13 protein-coding genes and 1 pseudogene are annotated in these 21,023 nt (G+C 63.0%); 6 read left to right on the top strand and 8 right to left on the bottom strand.

Annotated features, from left to right (window positions below; translation table 11 throughout):
• Nucleotides 1-234 precede the first annotated feature (234 nt).
• Entirely contained in the window at nucleotides 235-1,575 is a 1,341-nt protein-coding gene (locus tag IGX34_RS11820; protein WP_192555925.1) for an amidohydrolase, read from the top strand.
• A gap of 117 nt (nucleotides 1,576-1,692) precedes the next feature.
• Here the strand turns inward: IGX34_RS11820 and IGX34_RS22495 are convergent.
• The 8 genes and pseudogenes from IGX34_RS22495 to IGX34_RS11775 all read right to left on the bottom strand — a co-directional run.
• Nucleotides 1,693-2,508 (bottom strand): annotated as a pseudogene (locus IGX34_RS22495) (LysR family transcriptional regulator); the annotation flags it as partial.
• A gap of 149 nt (nucleotides 2,509-2,657) precedes the next feature.
• Nucleotides 2,658-3,416 (bottom strand): hypothetical protein, encoded by a 759-nt coding sequence (locus IGX34_RS11805; protein ID WP_192555924.1) that lies wholly within the window; start codon nucleotides 3,414-3,416, stop codon nucleotides 2,658-2,660.
• Between the two features lie 124 nt (nucleotides 3,417-3,540).
• Nucleotides 3,541-5,775 carry a glycoside hydrolase family 20 protein gene (locus IGX34_RS11800; protein WP_192555923.1) on the bottom strand — a complete coding sequence of 745 codons (2,235 nt, stop codon included), beginning with the start codon at nucleotides 5,773-5,775 and terminating at the stop codon, nucleotides 3,541-3,543.
• An 80-nt stretch (nucleotides 5,776-5,855) separates the two neighbouring features.
• Entirely contained in the window at nucleotides 5,856-8,819 is a 2,964-nt protein-coding gene (locus tag IGX34_RS11795) for a TonB-dependent receptor domain-containing protein (protein WP_192555922.1), read from the bottom strand.
• Between the two features lie 139 nt (nucleotides 8,820-8,958).
• On the bottom strand, nucleotides 8,959-10,557 hold the full coding sequence (locus IGX34_RS11790; protein WP_225737407.1) for an alpha-L-fucosidase: 1,599 nt from the start codon (nucleotides 10,555-10,557) through the stop codon (nucleotides 8,959-8,961).
• An 87-nt stretch (nucleotides 10,558-10,644) separates the two neighbouring features.
• Entirely contained in the window at nucleotides 10,645-11,670 is a 1,026-nt protein-coding gene (locus IGX34_RS11785) for a glucokinase (RefSeq protein ID WP_225737406.1), read from the bottom strand.
• 484 nt (nucleotides 11,671-12,154) lie between these two features.
• Nucleotides 12,155-14,770: a glycoside hydrolase family 3 C-terminal domain-containing protein gene (locus tag IGX34_RS11780; protein ID WP_192555919.1), complete on the bottom strand. Its 2,616-nt coding sequence runs from the start codon at nucleotides 14,768-14,770 to the stop codon at nucleotides 12,155-12,157.
• Between the two features lie 59 nt (nucleotides 14,771-14,829).
• Nucleotides 14,830-15,846 (bottom strand): glycosyl hydrolase family 18 protein, encoded by a 1,017-nt coding sequence (locus tag IGX34_RS11775; RefSeq protein ID WP_192555967.1) that lies wholly within the window; start codon nucleotides 15,844-15,846, stop codon nucleotides 14,830-14,832.
• Nucleotides 15,847-16,158: 312 nt separating this feature from the next.
• On the opposite strand from IGX34_RS11775, the gene IGX34_RS11770 reads away from it, so the two are divergent.
• The 5 genes from IGX34_RS11770 to IGX34_RS11750 are packed head-to-tail and all read left to right on the top strand — an operon-like array spanning nucleotide 16,159 to nucleotide 21,022.
• Nucleotides 16,159-17,187, top strand: coding sequence for an aldo/keto reductase (locus IGX34_RS11770; RefSeq protein ID WP_192555918.1), 1,029 nt, complete (start codon nucleotides 16,159-16,161; stop codon nucleotides 17,185-17,187).
• Nucleotides 17,184-18,035, top strand: a complete 852-nt coding sequence (locus IGX34_RS11765) for an amidohydrolase family protein (protein ID WP_192555917.1) — start codon at nucleotides 17,184-17,186, stop codon at nucleotides 18,033-18,035. Before IGX34_RS11770 ends, IGX34_RS11765 begins: the two co-directional genes overlap by 4 nt.
• Before the next feature lie 46 nt (nucleotides 18,036-18,081).
• The gene (locus IGX34_RS11760; RefSeq protein ID WP_192555916.1) at nucleotides 18,082-18,828 is read left to right on the top strand and encodes an SDR family oxidoreductase; all 747 of its coding nucleotides are present in this window, start codon (nucleotides 18,082-18,084) and stop codon (nucleotides 18,826-18,828) included.
• Between the two features lie 20 nt (nucleotides 18,829-18,848).
• Nucleotides 18,849-19,709: a fumarylacetoacetate hydrolase family protein gene (locus tag IGX34_RS11755; protein WP_192555915.1), complete on the top strand. Its 861-nt coding sequence runs from the start codon at nucleotides 18,849-18,851 to the stop codon at nucleotides 19,707-19,709.
• A complete protein-coding gene (locus IGX34_RS11750) occupies nucleotides 19,706-21,022 on the top strand; it encodes an enolase C-terminal domain-like protein (protein WP_192555914.1) in 1,317 nt (438 codons plus the stop codon). Before IGX34_RS11755 ends, IGX34_RS11750 begins: the two co-directional genes overlap by 4 nt.
• Nucleotide 21,023: the final 1 nt, after the last annotated feature.

Raw genomic sequence — 21,023 nt, 5'->3', positions numbered from 1 at the left:
AAAATCACGGCGGAAACGAAATCTCTTATTTATCTCGATCTATATTTTTTTAAATTCGCCCCATACTCCCGCGTATTAATGCCGGAATATTTGAAAGTGCGGCGCGGCAATTTCACTCAGGCAGCCATGCCGCCGGCGCATGGCCATGACTAAAAGCGATTACAGGCTCGGCAACCTGGCGTGATATCCACGATGCGGATCGCAACGACCCGGTCATCATCAGGAGATATCAGCATGCGCCATTCCCGCGCCGCCCTTGCATTGACGCTTGCCGGGCTCGCCGCCGTTCCGGCAGCGTGCTTCGCGTTCGATCCGGTCGCAATTCGCAGCAGCGTCGACGCCGAACTGGGCAAGAACTATCCGCAGCTGGACGCCTTGTACAAGGACATCCATCAACACCCCGAACTTGGCTTCCAGGAAACCCGCACTGCGTTCTTGCTCGCCCAACGCATGCGCGCACTCGGTTTTACCGTAACGGAGCACGTCGGCAAGACCGGCATCGTGGCGATCTATAAAAACGGATCGGGCCCCACCGTATTGGTTCGCACCGAACTGGATGGATTGCCAGTGCAGGAAAAAACCGGACTGCCCTACGCCAGCAGCGCCACGCAAACCTGGCAAGGCAAGCAGACCTACGTTGACCACGCCTGTGGGCACGATATCCATATGGCCAGCTGGGTCGGCACCGCCGAAACCCTGATCGCGATGAAGGATCAATGGCAGGGCACGCTGATGTTCATCGCGCAGCCGTCGGAAGAAGGCACGGTGGACGGCGTCAGCGGCGCCAAGGCCATGCTCGACGATGGTCTGTTCACTCGCTTCCCCAAGCCAGACATCGGCTTCGCCCTGCACAACATCCCCAAGCCGTTCGGGGTCTATTACCGCCCCGGCACCTTTACCTCGAACGCAGCCGACTTGCTGGTCACCTTCCACGGCAAGGGTGCACACGGCTCGATGCCGCAGGAATCGATCGATCCGGTGATGATGGCGGCGCGCTTCATCGTCGATGTGCAAGCGGTGATCAGCCGCGAGAAGCCGCCCGGCGCGTTCGGCGTGATCACCGTCGGTGCGATCAGCGCCGGCGAGGCCGGCAATGTGATTCCGGATACGGCGGTATTGCGCGGCACCATCCGCAGCTTCGAGCCCGAAGTACGCCAGCAGCTGTTCGACGGTATTGCGCGCACAGCCAAGGCCGAGGCGGCGATGTCCGGCGCACCGGCGCCGGATGTGGATCTGCATGGCGGCGTCGACTACAAGGCGGTGGTCAACGATGCCGCCATCACCGCGCGTACCGCGGACGTATTCAAGGCAGCGTTTGGCGATCAGGCGCAGGCCATGCCGGAACCGCTGTCCGCCAGCGAGGACTATTCGGAGTTCATCGCAGCCGGCGTGCCATCGCTGTACTTCCTTGTCGGCAGCTACGATCCGCAGCAGCTTGCCGCGGCCAAGCGTCGAGACGAGAAACTTCCCGTCAATCATTCCCCGCTCTACGCACCGGTGCCGGAGCCGACCATTCGCACCGGCGTCGAAGCCATGACCCTGGCCGTGATGAGCGCGATGCAAGGCCAGCGATAATGGTGTGAATGCACAGTCACCCGTGCTGTTGGCCGCGCACGGGTGGCTGCGCATAAGCGAATCTTGCAGCAGCTGGAATAAAAAGCGCGCTGTAGACGACAGCAGCGATCGATCGAGGCTGATCAGCCACAACGGCCAGTCCGGCAACGGCTGGCCGATCGACAAGGCTTGCAGCCTGCCGTCCAGCCAGTCGGCGACACAGCTGCTCCATGCCGGCGCCATGATCAACGCATCCAGCTGCCGCACCGCGCCGATGGCCATGGAGAGCGAAGAGCATTCAAGCACACGCTCCGGCGGCTGCACACCGTGCTGCAAAAAGAATCGCTTGAAAATCGAATCCGGACCGGCGTCGGAGGTCAGCCACATGGCCTTGCGCAACTCGCCCAGGCAAGTGGCGCCAGCGAGTGGATGCTGCGATCGTGCCGAAATCTGCCAGGGAATGCGGCAGGCCGTTATCGCATCCAGATCGCCCGAGGTTTCCAGCGGATGCGTGCTTAGGGCAAAGTCCAAAACGCCTTCGCGCAGCATGCTCTTCATGGCCTGCGGACCGAGTTCATGCACGGCCAGTTGCACGTCCGGGTAGCGGCGCTGGAACGTCGCCAGCACCGTCTCGAGCGAAACCGACAGCGCCGCCATGGCGCTAATGCCTATCGAGACGTGACGGGCGGGGATTCCCTTCATTTCCTCGATATCCCGGCGCGCACGATCCACGCCCTCAAGCACATGACGCGCATGTTCAACCAGACGCAGGCCGTAGGCCGTCAACCTTGCGCCCTGGCTCGAACGAACCAGCAGCGCCACTCCCAGCTCCTCCTCCAGCGATTGCAAAGTCCGGCTCAGCGCAGGCTGGGTGATGTAGAGACGCTTGGTCGCCTGTTGCAGGCTGCCCGATTCATGCACCGCGACGAGGCTGCGCAGGTGGTGCAATTTCATGGTGCGGCATCCACGGACGAAGATACCGGTCATCATGCACACGATGCCGGCACGATAAAGTGGTTGCCGCAAAGGCGCGCTACTAACCTACATATCGATACTAATATCGATGAAGAAAAGGTGGCTCGCCGATCACGGGAAGCGACTGATCAAAGCTTTCGAATACAGAATAGACACGAAAGCGGCAGCAATACCAACAGCGATACGGTAGAGAACAAAGCCGGCACCGCGCCGTAATGACCGGAGATCCCGCCGCCGCCGAAGAAGCCGAAGTAGAAATAGGCGACCAGCGCGGAAACCAGCACCAGCCGGTCCGGTTCGTGGAACAGGGTTTGCCTGGCCTGCGCGAACAGGCGAAAGAAAAAACTCCAGGCGATCCACACAGCCGCGGCGGTCACCCATGGAAACAGCAACCAGGTCGATATGCCGAGCCCTTTCGCCGCCAGCGCCATATCGGCATGGGTGGTGATGACCCGGGTCGGCGCATAGCTCCAGACGTTGCCGGCACACATCAGCGCGAGCCAGAACAGGAACATCGCCGTGCGGCGGTGATTCCGTGAGAGTGCCGCACGAAACAGCCACAGGCACACAAAATACAGCACACCATTGCCAACGCCCGGACCGACCAAGGCAATCAGGGCCGCGCTCCAGCCATGCTGTCCGGCAAAAATCGGATCGTAATCGACGTTCTCGTCGATATCCTGCTGAAACAGAATATTGGCCGTACTTGCCTCGCCGTAGTTGAGCGCCAACGGGTCCTGTTTGTAGCCGAGCAGCCACGCCGTAAAAGCATGGCTGTATTCATGTGTGAAGTACGCTACGGCGTGGGCGATCAACACCATCATGGCGGTGGCGGCGATAAAACGGATCATCTCGCCGCGTGCAGCACTGTGCCGTGTTTCCGTCATGCGCAACGCCCCTGTTACGTGCTGGATCCCGGCAGGATAACAAACTCGGGTAAACCGGCGCGGTCGTCGCGTCCATATGCATCACGCCGTCATCCCAGCTTTCGCCGGGATGACGCGCATCTCGTTATTGCACCAGAATCTCGTCGCTGAACAGCCAGATGTCCTTGGCGCCGTTCGGGAACGCCACCGGCAACGTGGAAGGCCGGCTTGCCTCCACGCGGATATAGCGTGCGGTCACCGGCTTGGCCGACTTGAACTCCACCGACTGCAGGCGCTGTGCCGAAGTCACATCCGGGTCGAGCCGGTCGCCGTAGACCTGGTCCCAGTGCTGGCCATCCATCGACACGGAAAAAGTCACCTGCTGCGGCAGCACGATCCTGGATTCCGGCGACAGCAGGAACCTGACCTTGATCGAATGCAGGCTGTGCGACTGTTGCAGGTCGATGGTCGCGCTCAGATCGCTGTCGTACCAGCCGGCCCAGCGGCCGTCGTGGAAATCGTCGCTGCCGAGCACGCCGTCGGTCAGCACCTCGCCGGACGCATAGTCCTTGGACGCGGGCTGGGCGAACGTCATGGGATGACCGTTGGCGAGATTGTCGACCAGCGTAAAACTGATCGGGTTGTCGTAACGCAGGCCATGACGGAATGGCACCACTTTGACCGTGCCCGCCTGCTTGATGTCGACCGCATCGTCAAACGTGGGCGACTGCGCGGTCGGCTCGGAGCCGTCGACGGTGTAATGGTTCTGCACATCGTCGAAGCCGCGCTTGGCGTGCAACTGCCAGCCGCCGCCCTGCGCGTTCGCGTCCAGCGTGTACTGCACTACCGCATGGTCTTCCGCGCCATACGCCACATGTTGTGCATCCAGCCACGGATATTGCACCTGCAGGCGACGATCGAAATCGGCGAAGCTGGCATCGTCGTGCGCCGGATTGGTCCACAGGCTTTCGGCCAGCGCCAACATGCGCGGATAGATCTTGGATTCGGCGTTGAACGGATTGGCGCGCTCGCTCCACAACGGCGCTTCGCCGCCGAGAATCTGCGCGCGGTGCGCGGCATAGATGGGATCGTCGCTACTACCGGCGATATTGGCCTGATACACGTTCTTCAGCGTCAGGCGGTCCGATGGCGCGTCCAGGTAGAACGAGCCGGCCACGATGATGCGGTTGCCGTTGGCCAGCGCCTTGCGCGCTTCGTCATGACCTTCCCACATGCGCCAGACCTCGACGATGGCATTCTTGTCTGCGCCGCCTTCGAGGATCTCGTCCCAGCCGACCAGGGTCTTGCCCTTGCTGGCCAGGTACGCCTGGATCTTGCGGATGAAATAGCTTTGCAGGCCATCCTCATCCTGCAGACCCTGCGCGTGCATCAAGGCCTGGCAGGAAGCGCAATCCTTCCAGCGGTCCTTGGGCGTTTCGTCGCCGCCGATATGTATCCACGGCGACGGGAAAATCGTCATCACCTCGTCCAGCACATGCTCGAAGAAGACGAAGGTATTCGGATCGCCGACACAGCTGATGTCCTTGAACACACCCCAGGTGGTGGCGACAGGAATCGGCTTCTTGGTGCAGGAAAGCTCCGGATACGAAGCCAGCGCGGCCACGGCGTGGCCCGGCATTTCGATCTCCGGAATCACGGTGATATTGCGCTGCCGCGCGTATTCGACCAATTCGCGCGCTTCGGCCTGCGTATAGAAACCGCCATAGCGGCTGCCATCGGCTTCGGTGCGCCACGCGCCGACACTGGTGAGTTTGGGATAACGCTTGATCTGCAGGCGCCAACCCTGGTCTTCGGTGAGATGCCAGTGGAAGGTATTGATCTTGTAGTAGCTCAACAGGTCGAGCTGCTGCTTGATAAAGGAAAGCGGGTAGAAATGCCGGCCCACGTCGAGCATGAAGCCGCGATAGGCAAAAGCCGGCGCGTCATCGATCTGCACGACCGGCAGCAACGCGGGTGCGCCGTGCTGCAGCGGCAGCAACTGGCGCAGCGTCTGCACGCCCCAGAACAGGCCTTTGTCGGTCGACGCCTGGATGATCACGCCACGCGACGTCACCGACAGACGATACGCTTCATCGCCTTTGACCGACGGGTCGATCGCCAGCACGATGCCATGCGTATGCGGGCTGTCGGAGAGACGGATGCCGGTCTGGTCACGCACCGCATCGCGCAAAAAACTGACGATTTCGCGTGCGCGGGCATCGTTCGGCGCATCGATGCCGGTATCGGCATCCAGCGTATAGCTGCCCTCGCCTGTCTGCATATGCTGAGGCTTGGGAATGATTCCGATCGCGGCGGAAGCGGTGAGGCTGGTCAGCAGGATCGAAACGCCAAGGCAGCCGGCGGCGAGCGACTTGAACATCGGATGTACTCCATTCAAAAACATACTGCTCTAAAACAGACGAGCCCGGCTTTTGGCCGGGCTCGCTGGTATTGCCTACATCAATCGAGCTTGTAATCGAAGGTCAGGAACAGCTCGCGACCGTTGTACTCACTCGCCGACTGCCCGGTGGTGACGAACTCGAAGCCACCAGCGTCGTACGGAATCGCCGCAACCTTGTTGAAGATATTGTTGACGGTGAAGGTGATCTTGGTCTCCGGGTTGATCTGCCAGCGCACCGCGGTGTTCCAGGTGATCCATACCGGCACGTGACCGTTGTAGACCACGCAATCCGCATCGCCCAGGCCCGGCTGGGTGCCGTTGGCGAGCTCTTCGCACGCACCGTAGCCCGGCGAGCGCAGGGTACCGTCGCGTTCGCCCGAGAGCGACACGTTCCAGGCACCCTTGGTCCAGTCGCCGATCCAGGTCACCCTGCTCGCCACGTGCTCATAGCGCGTATTGAGCAGCGGATCGGAGGCCAGCACGCGCTCCTTGTACGACAAGTTGTCGGTGTAGTTGACGCTGGTGCGGAAGATGCCGTAGTCGGTGCGCTTCTTGTAGTCCAGCGACGCATCGATACCGCTTACATACAGCGACGCTTCGTTGATCGGACCGGAGTTGACGTTGGTGATCACGCCAGCCGCATTACGCGTGACCAAGCCCTCGACCATGTTGCAGTACGCCGATCCCGGCACGTGGGCGGTATACGCCTGCAGGCCGGCGGTACCGTTGACTTGCAGACCGGTTTTGCAGCCCGCTTCATCCGTCAGCACCGTGCTCTGGGAGAGGTACTGGATGGCGTTGTCCACGCCCATGTGCCAGTAGTCGGCGGACACCGACAGACCTTCCACGCCGATCACCTGCCACACGAAACCGTAGGTCCAGGAGTGGCCGGTCTGCGACTGCAGCTCCGGGTTGCCCTTGGTGGTGAGCGAGTAGTACTGCGATTGCGGGCGCTGGATCAGCTGGCACCAGGTGTTGTCGGTCTGGCCCTGCTTGAGCGCGTTGATGCACTGCAGAGGATCGACGTAATCGCCCTGCGGCTCGGTGGAGCCGGTCTGGTAGATCGCCTGCATGTCAGGCGCCTTGAAGTTGGTGTTGTAGGTACCACGCAACAGCAGGCTGTCGAACGGACGCCACTCGATACCGGTGCCCCAGGTACGCGCGACGTCGGCGCTGCTGGCATCGTGGTACTTGTCCAGACGGCCGGACAGCGTCCAGGTCAGCGTATCCAGGATCGGCATGCGGAACTCGGTGCCGAACGAATAACGCTGGCGCGTGCCGCCACCGGTGTTGTGCTCGTAGAACGGGTTGACGAAGGTCGTGCCGTCGGCACCGCGCGGGTCCGGTGACAACTGGTAGCCGTTGTCGGCGGCTTCCGCGACGGCGGCCCAGCCGATCGGCTCGTCCACCCACGGCAGCTTGTACAGCTCGCCGTTGATATGGAACTGCGCCTGGTTCAGCCACGACTCGGCGGTGTCCTCGCCTCCCATCAGGAACTGGTTGGCTTGCTGCGGGGTCATCGGGTTCCACCACTGCTGCCAGTTCATGGCATAGACCGGATAGGTGGTGCCGCCGACGGTGGTGGTGCCCAGCTGCTTGCCGAGGAAGAAGTTGTTCGCTGCCACGCCGTCGTAGGCCGTGTAGTCCTCATGCACGATGTACTTCTGGCTATTGAGGTTCAGGTCCCAGTTGAAACGGCTGTCATCGAAGCTACCGCGCAGGCCGAGCTGCAGGTTCCAGTTCTGCTCGTGGTCGTAGGTATTGCCCTCGGAGCCGGTCTCCTGCGCCGTAAACTGGCGCACGGCGTTGCTGATGACCTGGCCCGTGGTCTGGTCGTAGAACGCACCCGTGCCGATACCCCACAACTGCGTGTTGGAAATGCCGGTGGTGTCGTACAGAGCGGCCGATCCATAGACCTGCAGACCGTTGCTGAAGTCGTATTCGCCGGAGAGGTAACCGCTGTTGTTGATGCTGCCCGGGGTCAGCACCCAGTTCTGGAACAGGTTCGGCTGCGAACAGTAGTAGCCATTGTCGGTGGTGCCGGTGATCTGGTTACCCTGCGTGGTGACGCTATGCGACTGGCTCAACTGCGAGTTGGTGAACTTCGAACAGGTGCCTGCGGGCGGCGTGATATACGTGCCCGCGCCGGTCATCGCAGAGAGCGCGGTAGAGCCATGCGCATCGTACTGGTAGCCGAACATGCGGTCGGCCGGGCTCCAGGAGCCGTAGCCTGCATCGGCGACCGAATCCTGGTACGGACGATCGCTGCCCCACAACGCCGTGCGGTTGGAATGCTCCAGGTTGTACATCACGTGCCAGTTCTCGCCGGAATGGCCGCCGGTCAGGTTGATGTCGCCGTAGGCACGGCCGCCGCGCGTGGCGCCGCCACCGGTGACCTGCAGATCGTCACCCTGATAGTTCTTCTTCAGGATCACGTTGACCACGCCCGCGATCGCATCCGAACCGTAGATCGAGGATGCGCCCGAGGCCAGCACGTCGACATGGTCGATCATGCCGGAAGGGATGTTGTTGTAGTTCTGGAAGTTGCTCTGCGCGTTCATCGGCTGCGGGTAGTCCACCACGCGATGTCCGTCGATCAGCAGCAGGCTAAAGCCCGCGCCGAGGTTACGCAGGTTGACCGAACGCGCATTCACCGAGGTGGCGCCCCAGCTGGCAGGGTCCTGCGTCTGGCCCATCTGCGGCAGCGAATCGAGGAATTCCCACAGGGTGGTGTAACCCTCGTCCTTGATCTGCTGGCCGGTAATCGTGGTCACCGGCGCCGGACCCTCGACCTGCACGCGCGGAATCATCGAACCGGTAACGGTGACGGCCTGCAGCTGCTTGGCGTTGCCCTGGTTGTTCGACTGCGTGCTGGACGACGTGCTCTGCTGCGGAGCGGCTTGCTGGTTGGACTGCGTATCGCTGGAGTTCGTGCTCGATGTCTGCGCGAATGCGCCCGGTGCAAACAGCGCCAGTGCCAGCGAACTGGCAAGTACGCCTCGACGTATGTGTATGTTCTTCATGGTGCTCCCCTACAGTTGAATGCGGTGTCTTGAATCACTCCCAACCCCCTAATAGCTGGAAGCGACATATGCGGCTTGCCTGTATCCGAATCCTTCGAGCGCAGACCGGAAGCCTTGCTTTTGTAAAACGGCAACGATGTTATTGTTTAGCCGCGTTGCCCTCCTCCGTGGTATGCGAAGGATTCGTTGGCATGTCGATGCGATACGCATACACATGCACGCCGGCGGGCTGCGCCGGCAACGTCAGGTGCAGGCCGTCGGCCCGCTGCTCGAAGGCAAGCGTTTTGCCGGTGGCCAGCAAGGTCACCGCGCTCACCTTCATCGAAGGCGTAATCGAATGGATCTGCGCATGGCCCGATGCCGGCCACGCCATTTCGATCGCGTACAAATGGTTGTCTTTGGTGGTAAAGCGGAAATCGTCCGCGGTGTACGGTTTGGTCTTGGTGTCCTGCATGGTGCCGGCCACCACCTGGGTGGGACCTTCGCCGAAGCGCTGCCACGGGCGCGTGCTGTAGATCGCCTCGCCGTTGGCATGCATCCACTGGCCGATGGCGTGCAGGATGCCCTGCGCTTCCGACGGAATGGTGCCGTCGGCCTTCGGACCGATATTCAGCAGCAGGTTGCCGTTCTTGCTTACCACGTCGGCCAGCAGCTGCACGATTTCGTCCGGCGACTTATAGGTATCGCCTTCGGCGTAGCCCCAGGAATCGGGACTGATCGAGGTTTCGGTCTGCCACGGCTGCGGACGGATATCCGCCGCCTGGCCGCGCTCGATATTCATCGTGCCGGTGCCGGGACGCATATCGTTCAACTTGTAATTCAACACCACGCCCTGCCCGCGCGCGGCGGCCTGGTTGTAGTAGAACGCGGCGAACTCGGCCAGCGCCTGGCGGAAGCGCGGCTGGCCCACCCACCAGTCGAAATACATCAGGTCGGGGTGGTAGTCCTGCACGATCTCGGACGAACGCGCCAGCCAGTCGTTGAGATAGGCATCGGAGACGAAGGTCCAGTCCACTTCCTGCCCGTCTTCGCCCTTGTTCGAAACCGACGGATGCGCCGGACCGTACAGTGCGGCGTAGCGCGGATCGTTGACGTCGGAATTGAAAGTGCGGCCGTATTCGTAGAACCAGTCGTGCTCGGCGCGATGCGAGGAAAGACCCAGCTTCATGCCCTGCGCACGCACGGCCTTGGCCAGCTCGCCGATCACATCGCGATGCGGGCCCATTTTTACGGCAGTCCAGTCCGACAACCTGGAGTTGTACATCGCAAAGCCGTCGTGATGTTCGGCCACCGGCACCACATAGCGCGCACCGGCTTCGCGGAACAGCGCCGCCCATGCATTCGGATCGAAGTGCTCGGCCTTGAAGCGCGGAATCAGATCCTTGTAGCCCACTTGCGGCATCGGGCCGTAGGTGGCGATCTGGTGCTGGTAGTAATCGGCGTATTCGCCAGTGCGCTCGTAGGCATGGCGCGGATACCACTCGCCCTTGTACGCCGCTACCGAATACACGCCCCAGTGGATGAAGATGCCGAACTTAGCATCGCGATACCACTCCGGCGTGGTGTAGCCGGTAAGACGCTGCCAGTCCGGCTGCATCGGCCCTTGCCAGGCGGTTTTCAGCGCCTGCGACAGGATCGCCTGGCGCGCGCCGTCATACGGACGATTGGCTGCCGTCCACTGCTGCTCGATAGTGGCCGCATCCGGGGGCGTGACGCTGTGCGTGGTATCCGCAGCCATGGCGCAAGCACCATGCAGCGCGGCCATCGCCACGATCCAAATACCGCTACGACGCCATGAGTAGGTTTGCGCGGACATAGGCTCCCGTTACGGTTGAGTGCGGGACGAGGAAGAACGATCCATCAGCCAGCTGGCCGCGCCGATCACTGCCAGCTGCGCGTGATCCACCACGTGGACCGGCACGGTCTGCAGGAACGGACGCACCACGCCCTTATCCAGAAAGCGTTCGATAAAACGGCTTTTCGCCATGAAATCGGTAATGCGCGAGAGAAATCCACCGGCCAGGTACACACCGCCGGTGGCGCCGTACAGCATCGCCAGATCGCCGATATAGGAACCGAGCCACGCGCAGAACAGCTGCAAGGTTTCCAGCGCCTGCGCATTGCTGCCCATGCATGCGGCAGCCGTGATGGCGGCCGGATCTTCCAGCGTCGGCGATACATTCTCCAGGCGACATACCGCGCGATACACGCGCAGCAAGCCAGGACCCGACAGCACATCGTCGTACGGCACATGCGTATCGGGCGGCGCCAGTTGCGCCAGCACCTGCTGTTCGCGTCCGACGCGTGCAGCGAGCTGGATATGACCGGCTTCGGTGGCGAGCACACTGGGATGCGCATCGGGCAGGCGCACGGCCACGCCCAGCCCGGTACCCGGGCCGACGATCACCACCGGCCCCTGCCCCGGCTTCTCGTGCGCGGCCGGTGCGTGCAAGGTCTGCACGCTATCGGCATCCAGATAGGCGGTGCCGTAGGCCAGCGCTTCGAAATCGTTGAGCACTTCCACGTCGGTCAACGCGAGTGCCGCTTTGAGGTCGGCCGGCGCGATCGGCCACACCAGATTGTTGTTGACCACGCGCCCATCCAGCAGGAAACCCGCGCAGGCAAGCACCAGCTTGCGCGGACGCACAGCGAAGGCATCGCAGAAGGTATGCAGGATGTTCTCCAGGCTGGAGAACTCCGCGCATTTGTAGACGCGATAAGCGAGCATGGCCGGCGCGCTCTGGCCCGGACGCATCGCCACCAGGCCGATACGCGCATGCGTGCCGCCGACATCGGCGGCAAGAAAAGCCGCTTGCTCCATCGACAGTGCGCTCACTGTGGCCGAAGGCATGGCATCCACCTGCGCGGTCACTCCGTCCGTCCCGTTCGCGGGAGGCTCGGCGCTGCCGGCAGCGTCATAGACGTGATAATCGGCTTTCATACGCAGCACAAACTCCTGCCTGCAACCGGCAGAGTTGCTGCGCCACGATCCAGCTGGATTGAGCCCCGCATCTCCCCTCCGGTGAAAACAAACACCTATCCCGTTAAACCCCGCACTGACGCTTCCGTTTCATATACGAACGCCAGTTTTATATTTATGTGTAGAAAGCTTATCGAGCTCATTTAGATCGTGGCAAGTCGCATTGCAGCAGAGCGCTTTGCCATACCGTCAGGTCTACGAAACCTACGCATAAATCCTTGTTTTTTCTATGCAACGAAGCCTGCCTAGACAGGTATGGCCGGGCCGGTCAAGACCGCTGCAATAAAAATCTGCGCATGTCTTGCACAGCACTCCAAAATCCGGCGCGACCTCCCCGTCGCCCCATGGCCGGCAGTCACCGCGGCAATGCCTGCCGTCCAACAATCACGAACGTATTCGCCACGCCTTCGCCATCTCCCGGCTGCGCGCCACCGGCGAACAAACGGTAATGGCCGGCTTCGACTGCGCGCCGGCCCGCTGCATCCACTTCACTGAGTTCGCGTGGTGTCAGCGTGAAGGGAATGCGAAGGCTTTCACCGGCTGCCAGATGCACGCGGCGAAAACCGACCAGCGCATGGCGCGGCGCCAGCGCATCGTCCGGCGCATCCAAATAAACCTGCACCACTTCATCGCCGGCCCGCTTGCCGTCGTTGCGAACCAGCACGCTCGCTTGCAGTGCGCCACCGGCCTGCAGCTGTGGTGCGGACACCTGCAGATCGCTGTAGCTGAAATGGGTATAGCTCAGGCCAAAGCCGAACGAATAAAGCGGCGTGCCTTTGAAGTAGCGATACGTACGCCCCTGCGTGGCGTAGCTCACAAACGGCGGCAGGTCGCTGGTGGACTGATAGAACGTGACCGGCAGGCGTCCGCCCGGGTTGTAGTCGCCGGCCAATACCTGCGCGATGGCATCGCCACCGTCTTCGCCCGGATACCAGGCGGCGACGATTGCATCGGCATGCGCCTTGGCCCAATTCAAGGCCACCGCGCTGCCGGACATCAGCACCACGACCAGCGGTTTGCCGCTGGCCGCGACGCGCTCCAGCAAATCGCGCTGCGCGGCGGGCAGACCGATATCGGTGCGATCGCCGCCGTTGAAACCGGGCACGTCGATCTTCAGCTCCTCGCCTTCCACATCCGGCGACAAGCCGACAAAGGCCACTACCGCATCGGCATGGCGCACGACTGACTCGGCTTCGGCCAGCTGCGCCGCGGCCGGTGCCAGCCATTGCAGGCGCAGGCCCTGATCCTGCCCGCTGTGCAGCAGCTCGATGCGGATCGCATGCGGATGCGTGTCGTCGAAATGCAGCTTTGCCTGCATCGACGTATCGCTGCCGTTGTCGTCGACCACCAGGCGATCGTCGATATACAAGCGCAATGGATCGTGACTGGCGCAGTCGAAGCAGCGGTCGACGTGCAAAGCCAGCGTGTAGTCGCCGGCACCCGGCGGCAGCAGTTCGCCGCGCCAGCGCACGGCATCACCGCTCACCGGCAAGCCGTCCGCCGGCGCGGCGTGATCCCAATCGAAATCGATGCGGCGATCGGTACGCACCAGGGCTGGCTTGCCGTTGAAATCGGGCGTGGCGAAATATTCGCCGGTCAGGCCAGGCTGACTGCCGTCCGGCGTGCGCAAGGCCGTTTCGGGAATCGGCACCGGTACGCCACCGGCGATCGGCGCGCCCTGCGCATAGCTGATCTGCTGCGCGCCGAAGCGCTGGCGCAGACCCTGCAACGGCGTCACCGGTGCGCGCGCGGTGCCGTGATAATTGGCTTCCAGCGTTTCCAGCGTATCGGCGTTCGGCCCGACCACGGCCACACGTGCACCCGCCGACAGCGGCAATGCACCGTGTTCGTTCTTTAACAGAACGATCGATTCCAGCGCAGCCTGCAAGGCAAACTGACGGTGGGCAGCGGTGTCGATCTGGTCCAGGCCGATCGATGCATAGGGATCGTTGCCGCCACCCCATTCGCCGAAGCGGTAGCGTGCGGCAAACAAGCGGGTCAGCGCGGTATCGAGCGCTTTTTCGGTCACGTAGCCTTGGTGCACGGCATCGAGCAGGCCCGCATAGGCGTCGCCGCAATCGAGGTCGGTGCCGGCCTTCAGCGCAGCAGCCGAAGACTGGGCATTGTCCGGCTTGAAATAATGGAACTCGGTCATGTCGTCGATCGCATCGCAATCGGAAACGACATAGCCCTTGAAGCCCCAGTCATGCCGCAGCCGCGTGCTCAGCAAGGCATCGTCGGCACATACCGGCGTGCCATGCAGCGCGTTGTAGGCGCACATGACGGAATCGGCGTGCGCATCGACGATCGCCGCGCGGAAGGCCGGCAGATAGGTCGCTTCCAGATCGTGCGGCGACACATCTACGTCGAAACCGTGACGGCCCGATTCCGGTCCGCTATGCACCACGAAATGCTTGGGCGTGGCGATCGCGCGCGGGTGCGCCGGATCGTCGCCCTGGATACCGCGGATGAAACCGATGGCGAGCTGGCCGGTGAGATACGGGTCTTCGCCGTAGGTTTCCTGGCCGCGGCCCCAGCGCGGATCGCGAAAGATGTTGATGTTGGGCGACCAGATGCTGAGCCCTTCATAACGCGCATGGCTATGGCCCGCGCCGGCGGCATTGAAGCGGGCGCGCGCCTCGGTCGACACCACGCTGCCGACATCATGAAGCAGGCCGGTGTCCCAGCTCGCCGCCAGGCCGATCGCCTGCGGAAACACGGTGGCATCGCCGTCGCGCGCATGCCCGTGCAGGCCTTCGTTCCACCAGTCATAGGCGGCGATATGCAGGCGCGGAATGGCCGGTGCGTTGCTCTGCAGCTGCGCGACCTTTTCCGGCAGCGTCATGTGCGCCACCAGCGCCGCGGCCTGGCTCTGCGCATCCTGGCTTGCCGCAGTGAACGGCACAGTTGCCGCCGCGGCGACAAACGCCAGCAGCGTGCTCTTTTTAACGATGGCGCCGACAAGCTTCATGATGCGCTGCTACAGGCCTCTATCAACGGCGATGGACACTGCATCCTTGCGCGTGCGGATCAACGCTGCACCACCGGCAGCTCGTCCCATACCTTGGGATCTTCCGCGCCGATCACCCAGGCGCAGAAACCTTCCAGATCGTATTGCTTCACCAAGGCATAGCGGTCGGCGAAACTGCGCGCATCGGGCCGGAACACCCATTCGCGCATGTCGTCGCGGTAGAAGTAATACCAGGACTCGTGGTCGACCGAATCCCACTGCACATCGGCATGCTGTTCCTGCGCCAGCGGGAAGGACTCGTCGGCGTCGATGTAGCTGGCCTGGATATTGGAAGCCTCGCTGCCATCGTCGCGCACCGGATTGCCGGTATACCAGTGATAGCCGTAGAGCGCGATGCCCAGCGAGAGCTTCTGCCTGGGTACCAGCGTCAAGGCGTATTTGAGCTGCTCCAGCATCCACGGCAGGCCGTCTACTGGACCGGGCGCGGTCCAGCGCGTGTGCTGGTCATAGGTCATCAGGCAGATCAGGTCGGCGTATTTGCCCAGTGCCGCCAGATCGTAGACGCCGCGCCAGTACTGCCACATCCATTTGGAAAAGCGCCCCTGCCCGGCATGCCCCGGCGCATTCGGCACCATCGCGATGGAGAGCTTGAAGCCATGCTTGTGCAGCGCCTCGGCGGTTTGCTTGACCAGCAAGGTGAACGCGTCGCGGTCAGTCCAGGAGATGCTTTCGAAGTCGAACTGGAAACCGGCATAGCGGTATTGCTGCGCCTGCTGCAGCATCGATTCGATCATGTGCTGCTTGGCGACTTCGTCGTGCAGCAGCGTATGGAAGCCGTCGCGCCCGGACGACATGGAAATGATCGGCTCCACCGGCACCCGGTGTTGCGTGGCGATATCCAGCACGTACTGGTTGGGACCGCCGTTGACCAGGCCCTGGCTGTCCACCCCATACCAGGTAGGTACCAGCAGACCGACCTTGTCCACGTGCGCCACGAAGGAATTGACCGACTTCTGCATGCCGATCAGATAGAACAGCGCCTCAGGCTGCTGCGCCATGGCGGCGCCGCAAGCCATCAGTCCCGCCGTGAGGCCAAGCAGCCACTTGCAGACGCCAGCGCGGACTTTCAAACGTGCCATCAGACATTCCCCGACCGGACGCGGCCCCACCAGCCGAGTATCCGTTTATTGGCAAAACAGAAGTTCATATATGTTTAGATCGAGATAAATCGAATTGCAAGTGCTTTTTGAGGCGGCCGGGAGGTCATCGCGAAGCATCTATGAAACTTTTGTTTATATATACACAGCACTCCGGATGCGCGATGATCCGCCGCAAAGCCACGGCGAGGGGATTTCCGCTCGTGCACGCCGGGGCTATCGCGAGGCTGCATGACACAAGCGACAACCCCATCTGACGCGCCCCAGCCCGAGCTGGCGCCACGCCCCTGGCTGCGCTCTCGACTGGCCTTCGGCGGCGCGCCGATCGGCAATCTCTATGCGTCGGTGGATGACGAAGCTGCTGCCTACACGCTGGCCCGCGCCTGGCTGCGCAACATCCGCCATGTCGATACCGCCCCCTATTACGGCTACGGCCTCAGCGAAAGCCGTATCGGCGCCGCCCTGGCCGGCATGCCGCGCAACAGCTACAGCCTGTCGACCAAGGTCGGCCGCCTGATCGAAGCCGATGCGCAGCAGACCGGCCACGCCGACGGCTTTATCGTCGACGGGCAGCGCGCACGCTTCGACTACAGCCGCGACGGCGTGCTGCGCTCGGTCGAGGCCAGCCTGCGGCGCCTGCGCACCGATCATGTCGAGCTGCTGTTGCTGCACGATATCGGCGCACTTACTCACGGCGAACGCCATGCCGCCGTCTTGCAGCAGGCGCTGGACGAAGCGCTGCCGGCGATGGCAGAACTGCGCGCACAAGGCGTATGCGACGCGATCGGCCTGGGCGTCAACGAAGAAGCCGTATGCCTGGAAGTGATGCCGCGTTTTGCCCTGGACGCGATCATGCTGGCCGGCCGCTACACCTTGTTCGAACAGGCGCATAGCGCCGCCGTGATGGCGCAGGCGCAAGAGCGCGGCATCGCCATCCTCGCGGCCGGCCCGTACAACTCCGGCCTGCTCGGCGATAGCCGCGGGCCTGGCCAGTTCTACAACTACGCCCCGGCCGAACCGGCGGTGCAAGCACGTGCGCAGCGCTTTTATGAGGTGCTCGGCCACAGCCATACGGATGTCGGCGCGGCCGCCCTGCAATTTCCGCTGGCGCATCCGGCAGTAGCCAGCGTGGTCTGCGGCCTGCGCTCGCCCGCCGAAGTCGACACGGCCAGCGAGCGCATGCAGATGCCGGTTCCCCGTGCCGCATGGCAGGCCCTGCGTGACGCCGGCCTGCTGCAGGAAGCCGTGCCGACGCCATGATCATCGTCGATGCGCACCAGCATTATTGGCAGCCCTCGCGCGGCGACTACGGCTGGCTGGCCGATGCGCCGGAAGCATTGCGCGCCGCTTTTCTGCCGGCCGATCTGCAGGCGCAGCGCAAGGCCGCCGGCGTAACTGCCAGCGTGCTGGTGCAGGCGGCGCCTACGGAACCGGAAACGCGGTATCTGTTCGAGCTGGCGCAGCAGGATGCCGGTGTTGTCGGGGTGATCGGCTGGGTAGATATGGAAGCCGTCGATGTCGAGGCGCGCATTGACGCGCTGATCCGCGACGGCAACGGCCTGCTCTGCGGATTGCGGCCGATGGCGCAGGACCTGGCCGATCCGGACTGGCTGGCGAGTCCGGCGCTCGACCGTGCTTTCGACTGCATCCAGGCGCGCGGGCTGGCGTTCGATGCGCTGGTCGGCATGCCGCAACTGCCTGCATTGCTGCGCCGACTGCAACGGCAGCCGGCGTTGCGCGTAGTGCTGGACCACGCCGGCAAGCCGTCGATCGGCGAGGCGCCGATCGCACTGTGGGCCAACTGGATCGATCAGCTTTCCGCGCATCCACAGCTTTACTGCAAGTTGTCCGGCCTGCTGACGCAATTGAGCGGTACGACGCACGAAGAAGCCATCGCGCCCTATGCCCAGCACCTGTTCGCCAGCTTCGGCAGCACCCGGCTGATCTGGGGCAGCGACTGGCCCGTACTCACTTTGCGCGCCTCATTCGAACACTGGCTCCGGCTTGCACAGACATATACCGAACGCTACGCGCCCGGCACGCAGGCTGATGTATTCGCCGCCAACGCCGTGCGCTGCTATGCGCTGAAGCTGGATACACATAGCTAGCCATGAACACCACCCTCTTCCATTCCGATCGCAAAGGATTCACGCCATGAGCGGACGCCTCTCCGGCAAAAAGGCCCTGATCACTGCGGCAGGCGCAGGCATCGGCCGTGCCACCGCCCTCGCCTTCGCCAATGCCGGCGCACAGGTGCTGGCCACCGATATCGATAGCCAGGCGCTGGCCACGCTGGCGGCCGAACATGCGTCGATCAGTACGCAGCGGCTGGACGTGACGCGCACCGAGGAAATCCGCGAGCTGGTCCAGCACGCCGGTCCCTTCGATGTGCTGTTCAACTGCGCCGGCTTTGTGCACGCGGGCACCATTCTGGATACCGACGACGCCAGCTGGCAGCGTTCGTTCGCCATCAACGTGGACAGCATGTTCCAGCTGTGCAAGGCCGTGCTGCCGGGCATGCTCGAACAAGGCCGCGGCAGCATCATCAACATGTCGTCGGTGGCGTCCAGCGTGAAGGGCGTACCCAACCGCTTTGCCTACAGCACCACCAAAGCCGCGGTGATCGGCCTCACCCGTTCCATTGCCGCCGACTTTGTCGCGCGCGGCGTGCGCTGCAATGCGATCTGCCCCGGCACGGTGAAAACGCCGTCGCTGGGCGAACGCGTGCGCGCATTGGGCGGTGACGAGGCGGCCAACTGGCAGAGCTTTGTCGCGCGCCAGCCGATGGGCCGGCTGGGCGAACCCGCAGAAATCGCCGCACTAGCGTTGTATCTCGCCTCCGACGAATCCGCCTTTACCACCGGCACCATCCACGTTGTGGATGGCGGCTGGTCCAACTGAACAGCAGGAGCACGTATTCCATGAAACTGGTCCGTTATGGCGCCGTGGGCAAGGAACGGCCCGGCCTGATCGACACCGCCGGCACGCTGCGCGATCTCTCTGCCGTAATCAGTGACATCGATGCGCAGGCGCTCGGCCGCGACGGCCGCGCACGCTTGGCCCAACTCGATCCGCAGCAGCTGCCGCAAGTGGCAGGCGAGCCGCGCTATGGCTCGCCCATCGCGCACGTCAGCAAGATGATCTGCGTGGGCATGAACTACGCCGAGCACGCCGCAGAAACCAATGCACCGGTGCCGCAGCTGCCGGTGATCTTCATGAAGGCGACCAGCGCCATCATGGGACCGAACGACAACGTGATCATTCCGAAAGATTCCATCAAGACCGACTGGGAAGTGGAACTGGGCGTGGTGATCGGCGAAACCGCACGCAGCGTCAGCGAAGAACAGGCGCTGTCGCATGTGGCCGGCTACCTGGTGGTGAACGATCTGTCCGAGCGCGATTTCCAGTTCGAGCACGGCGGCCAATGGGTGAAGGGCAAGAGCTGCGACACCTTCGGCCCGCTGGGCCCGTGGCTGGTCACGGCCGACGAAGTGCCCGATCCGCAGAACCTGGCGCTGTGGCTGGAAGTGAATGGCCATCGCTATCAGAACGGCCATACGCGCACGATGATCTTCAGTGTGGCCAAGCTGGTCAGCCATATCAGCCGCTACATGACGCTGCTGCCGGGCGATGTAATCAGCACCGGCACGCCGGCTGGCGTAGGCCTGGGACAAAAGCCGCCGAAGTACCTGCAGGCCGGCGATGTGATCGAACTGGGCATTGAGGGCCTGGGCCAGCAGCGCCAACAGGTGCACGCCCATCCGGAGAACGTGCGCGCATGAGCAAGATCACCGCGCTGGACACCTACGATGTCCGCTTTCCCACCTCGCGCGAACTGGATGGTTCGGATGCGATGAATCCGGATCCGGATTACTCCGCCGCCTATGTGGTGATGCGCACCGACCAACCGAGTCTGGCCGGCTACGGTCTGGCCTTCACCATCGGCCGCGGCAACGATGTGCAGAAGGCAGCGATCGATGCGTTGAATCATCACGTCGCCGGACTGGATCTGGATGAAGTGATCGACGATCTCGGTGGTTTTGCACGCCGCCTGATCGGCGATTCGCAGCTGCGCTGGCTGGGTCCCGAAAAAGGCGTGATGCACATGGCGATCGGCGCGGTGGTGAATGCCGCGTGGGATCTTGCCGCGCGCGCCGCCGGCAAGCCGCTGTGGCGCTTTATCGCCGACATGACGCCGGAACAGATCGTCGCCACCATCGACTTCCGCTATCTCACCGATGCGCTGACGCCGGAAGAAGCACTGACCATGCTGCACGCTGCCGCGGCGGGCAAAGCGCGACGCTTGGCGCAGTTGCTGCAGGAAGGCTACCCGGCCTACACCACGTCGCCGGGCTGGCTGGGCTATAGCGACGAAAAAATGCAGCGCCTGGCGCGCGAAGCGGTGGCCGCGGGTTTTCGCACCATCAAGCTGAAGGTCGGCATGAATGTGGAGGACGACGTGCGCCGCTGCCGCCTGGCACGCGCGACGGTCGGTCCCGATATCGGTATCGCGGTCGATGCCAACCAGCGCTGGGATGTGCCCGACGCGATCGCCTGGCTGCGTCACCTGGCGGAGTTCCGCCTGGCCTGGGTGGAAGAGCCCACCAGCCCCGATGACGTGCTCGGCCATGCGGCGATCCGCCATGCGGTGGCGCCGGTGCCGATTTCCACCGGCGAACACACGCAGAACCGGGTGATGTTCAAGCAGTTGTTCCAGGCCAATGCCGTGGACCTGATCCAGATCGACGCGGCGCGTGTGGGCGGCGTGAACGAGAACCTGGCGATCATGCTGCTGGCCGCCAAGTTCGGCGTGCGCGTGTTCCCGCATGCCGGCGGCGTGGGCCTGTGCGAGCTGGTGCAGCATCTGGCGATGGCCGATTTCGTGGCGATCAGCGGCAATAAGGACGATCGCGCGATTGAATTCGTCGACCACCTGCACGAGCATTTCGTCGATCCGGTGGTGATTGCCAACGGCTGCTACATTGCGCCCAGCGCGCCGGGCTTTTCGGCGCAAATGCGCACGGACAGCGTGGCGCAGTATGTTTACCCGGAGGGTCCGGCATGGTGTATGCCGGTCGACACCGCGAAGGCATAAC

Origin of the sequence: Dyella acidiphila (assembly GCF_014863405.1) — a bacterium.
In the GTDB taxonomy this organism is placed as follows: Bacteria; Pseudomonadota; Gammaproteobacteria; order Xanthomonadales; family Rhodanobacteraceae; genus Dyella_B; species Dyella_B acidiphila.
The sequence above is the reverse complement of the archived record's forward strand: the minus strand, read 5'-3'. Positions and strand labels throughout refer to the sequence as shown.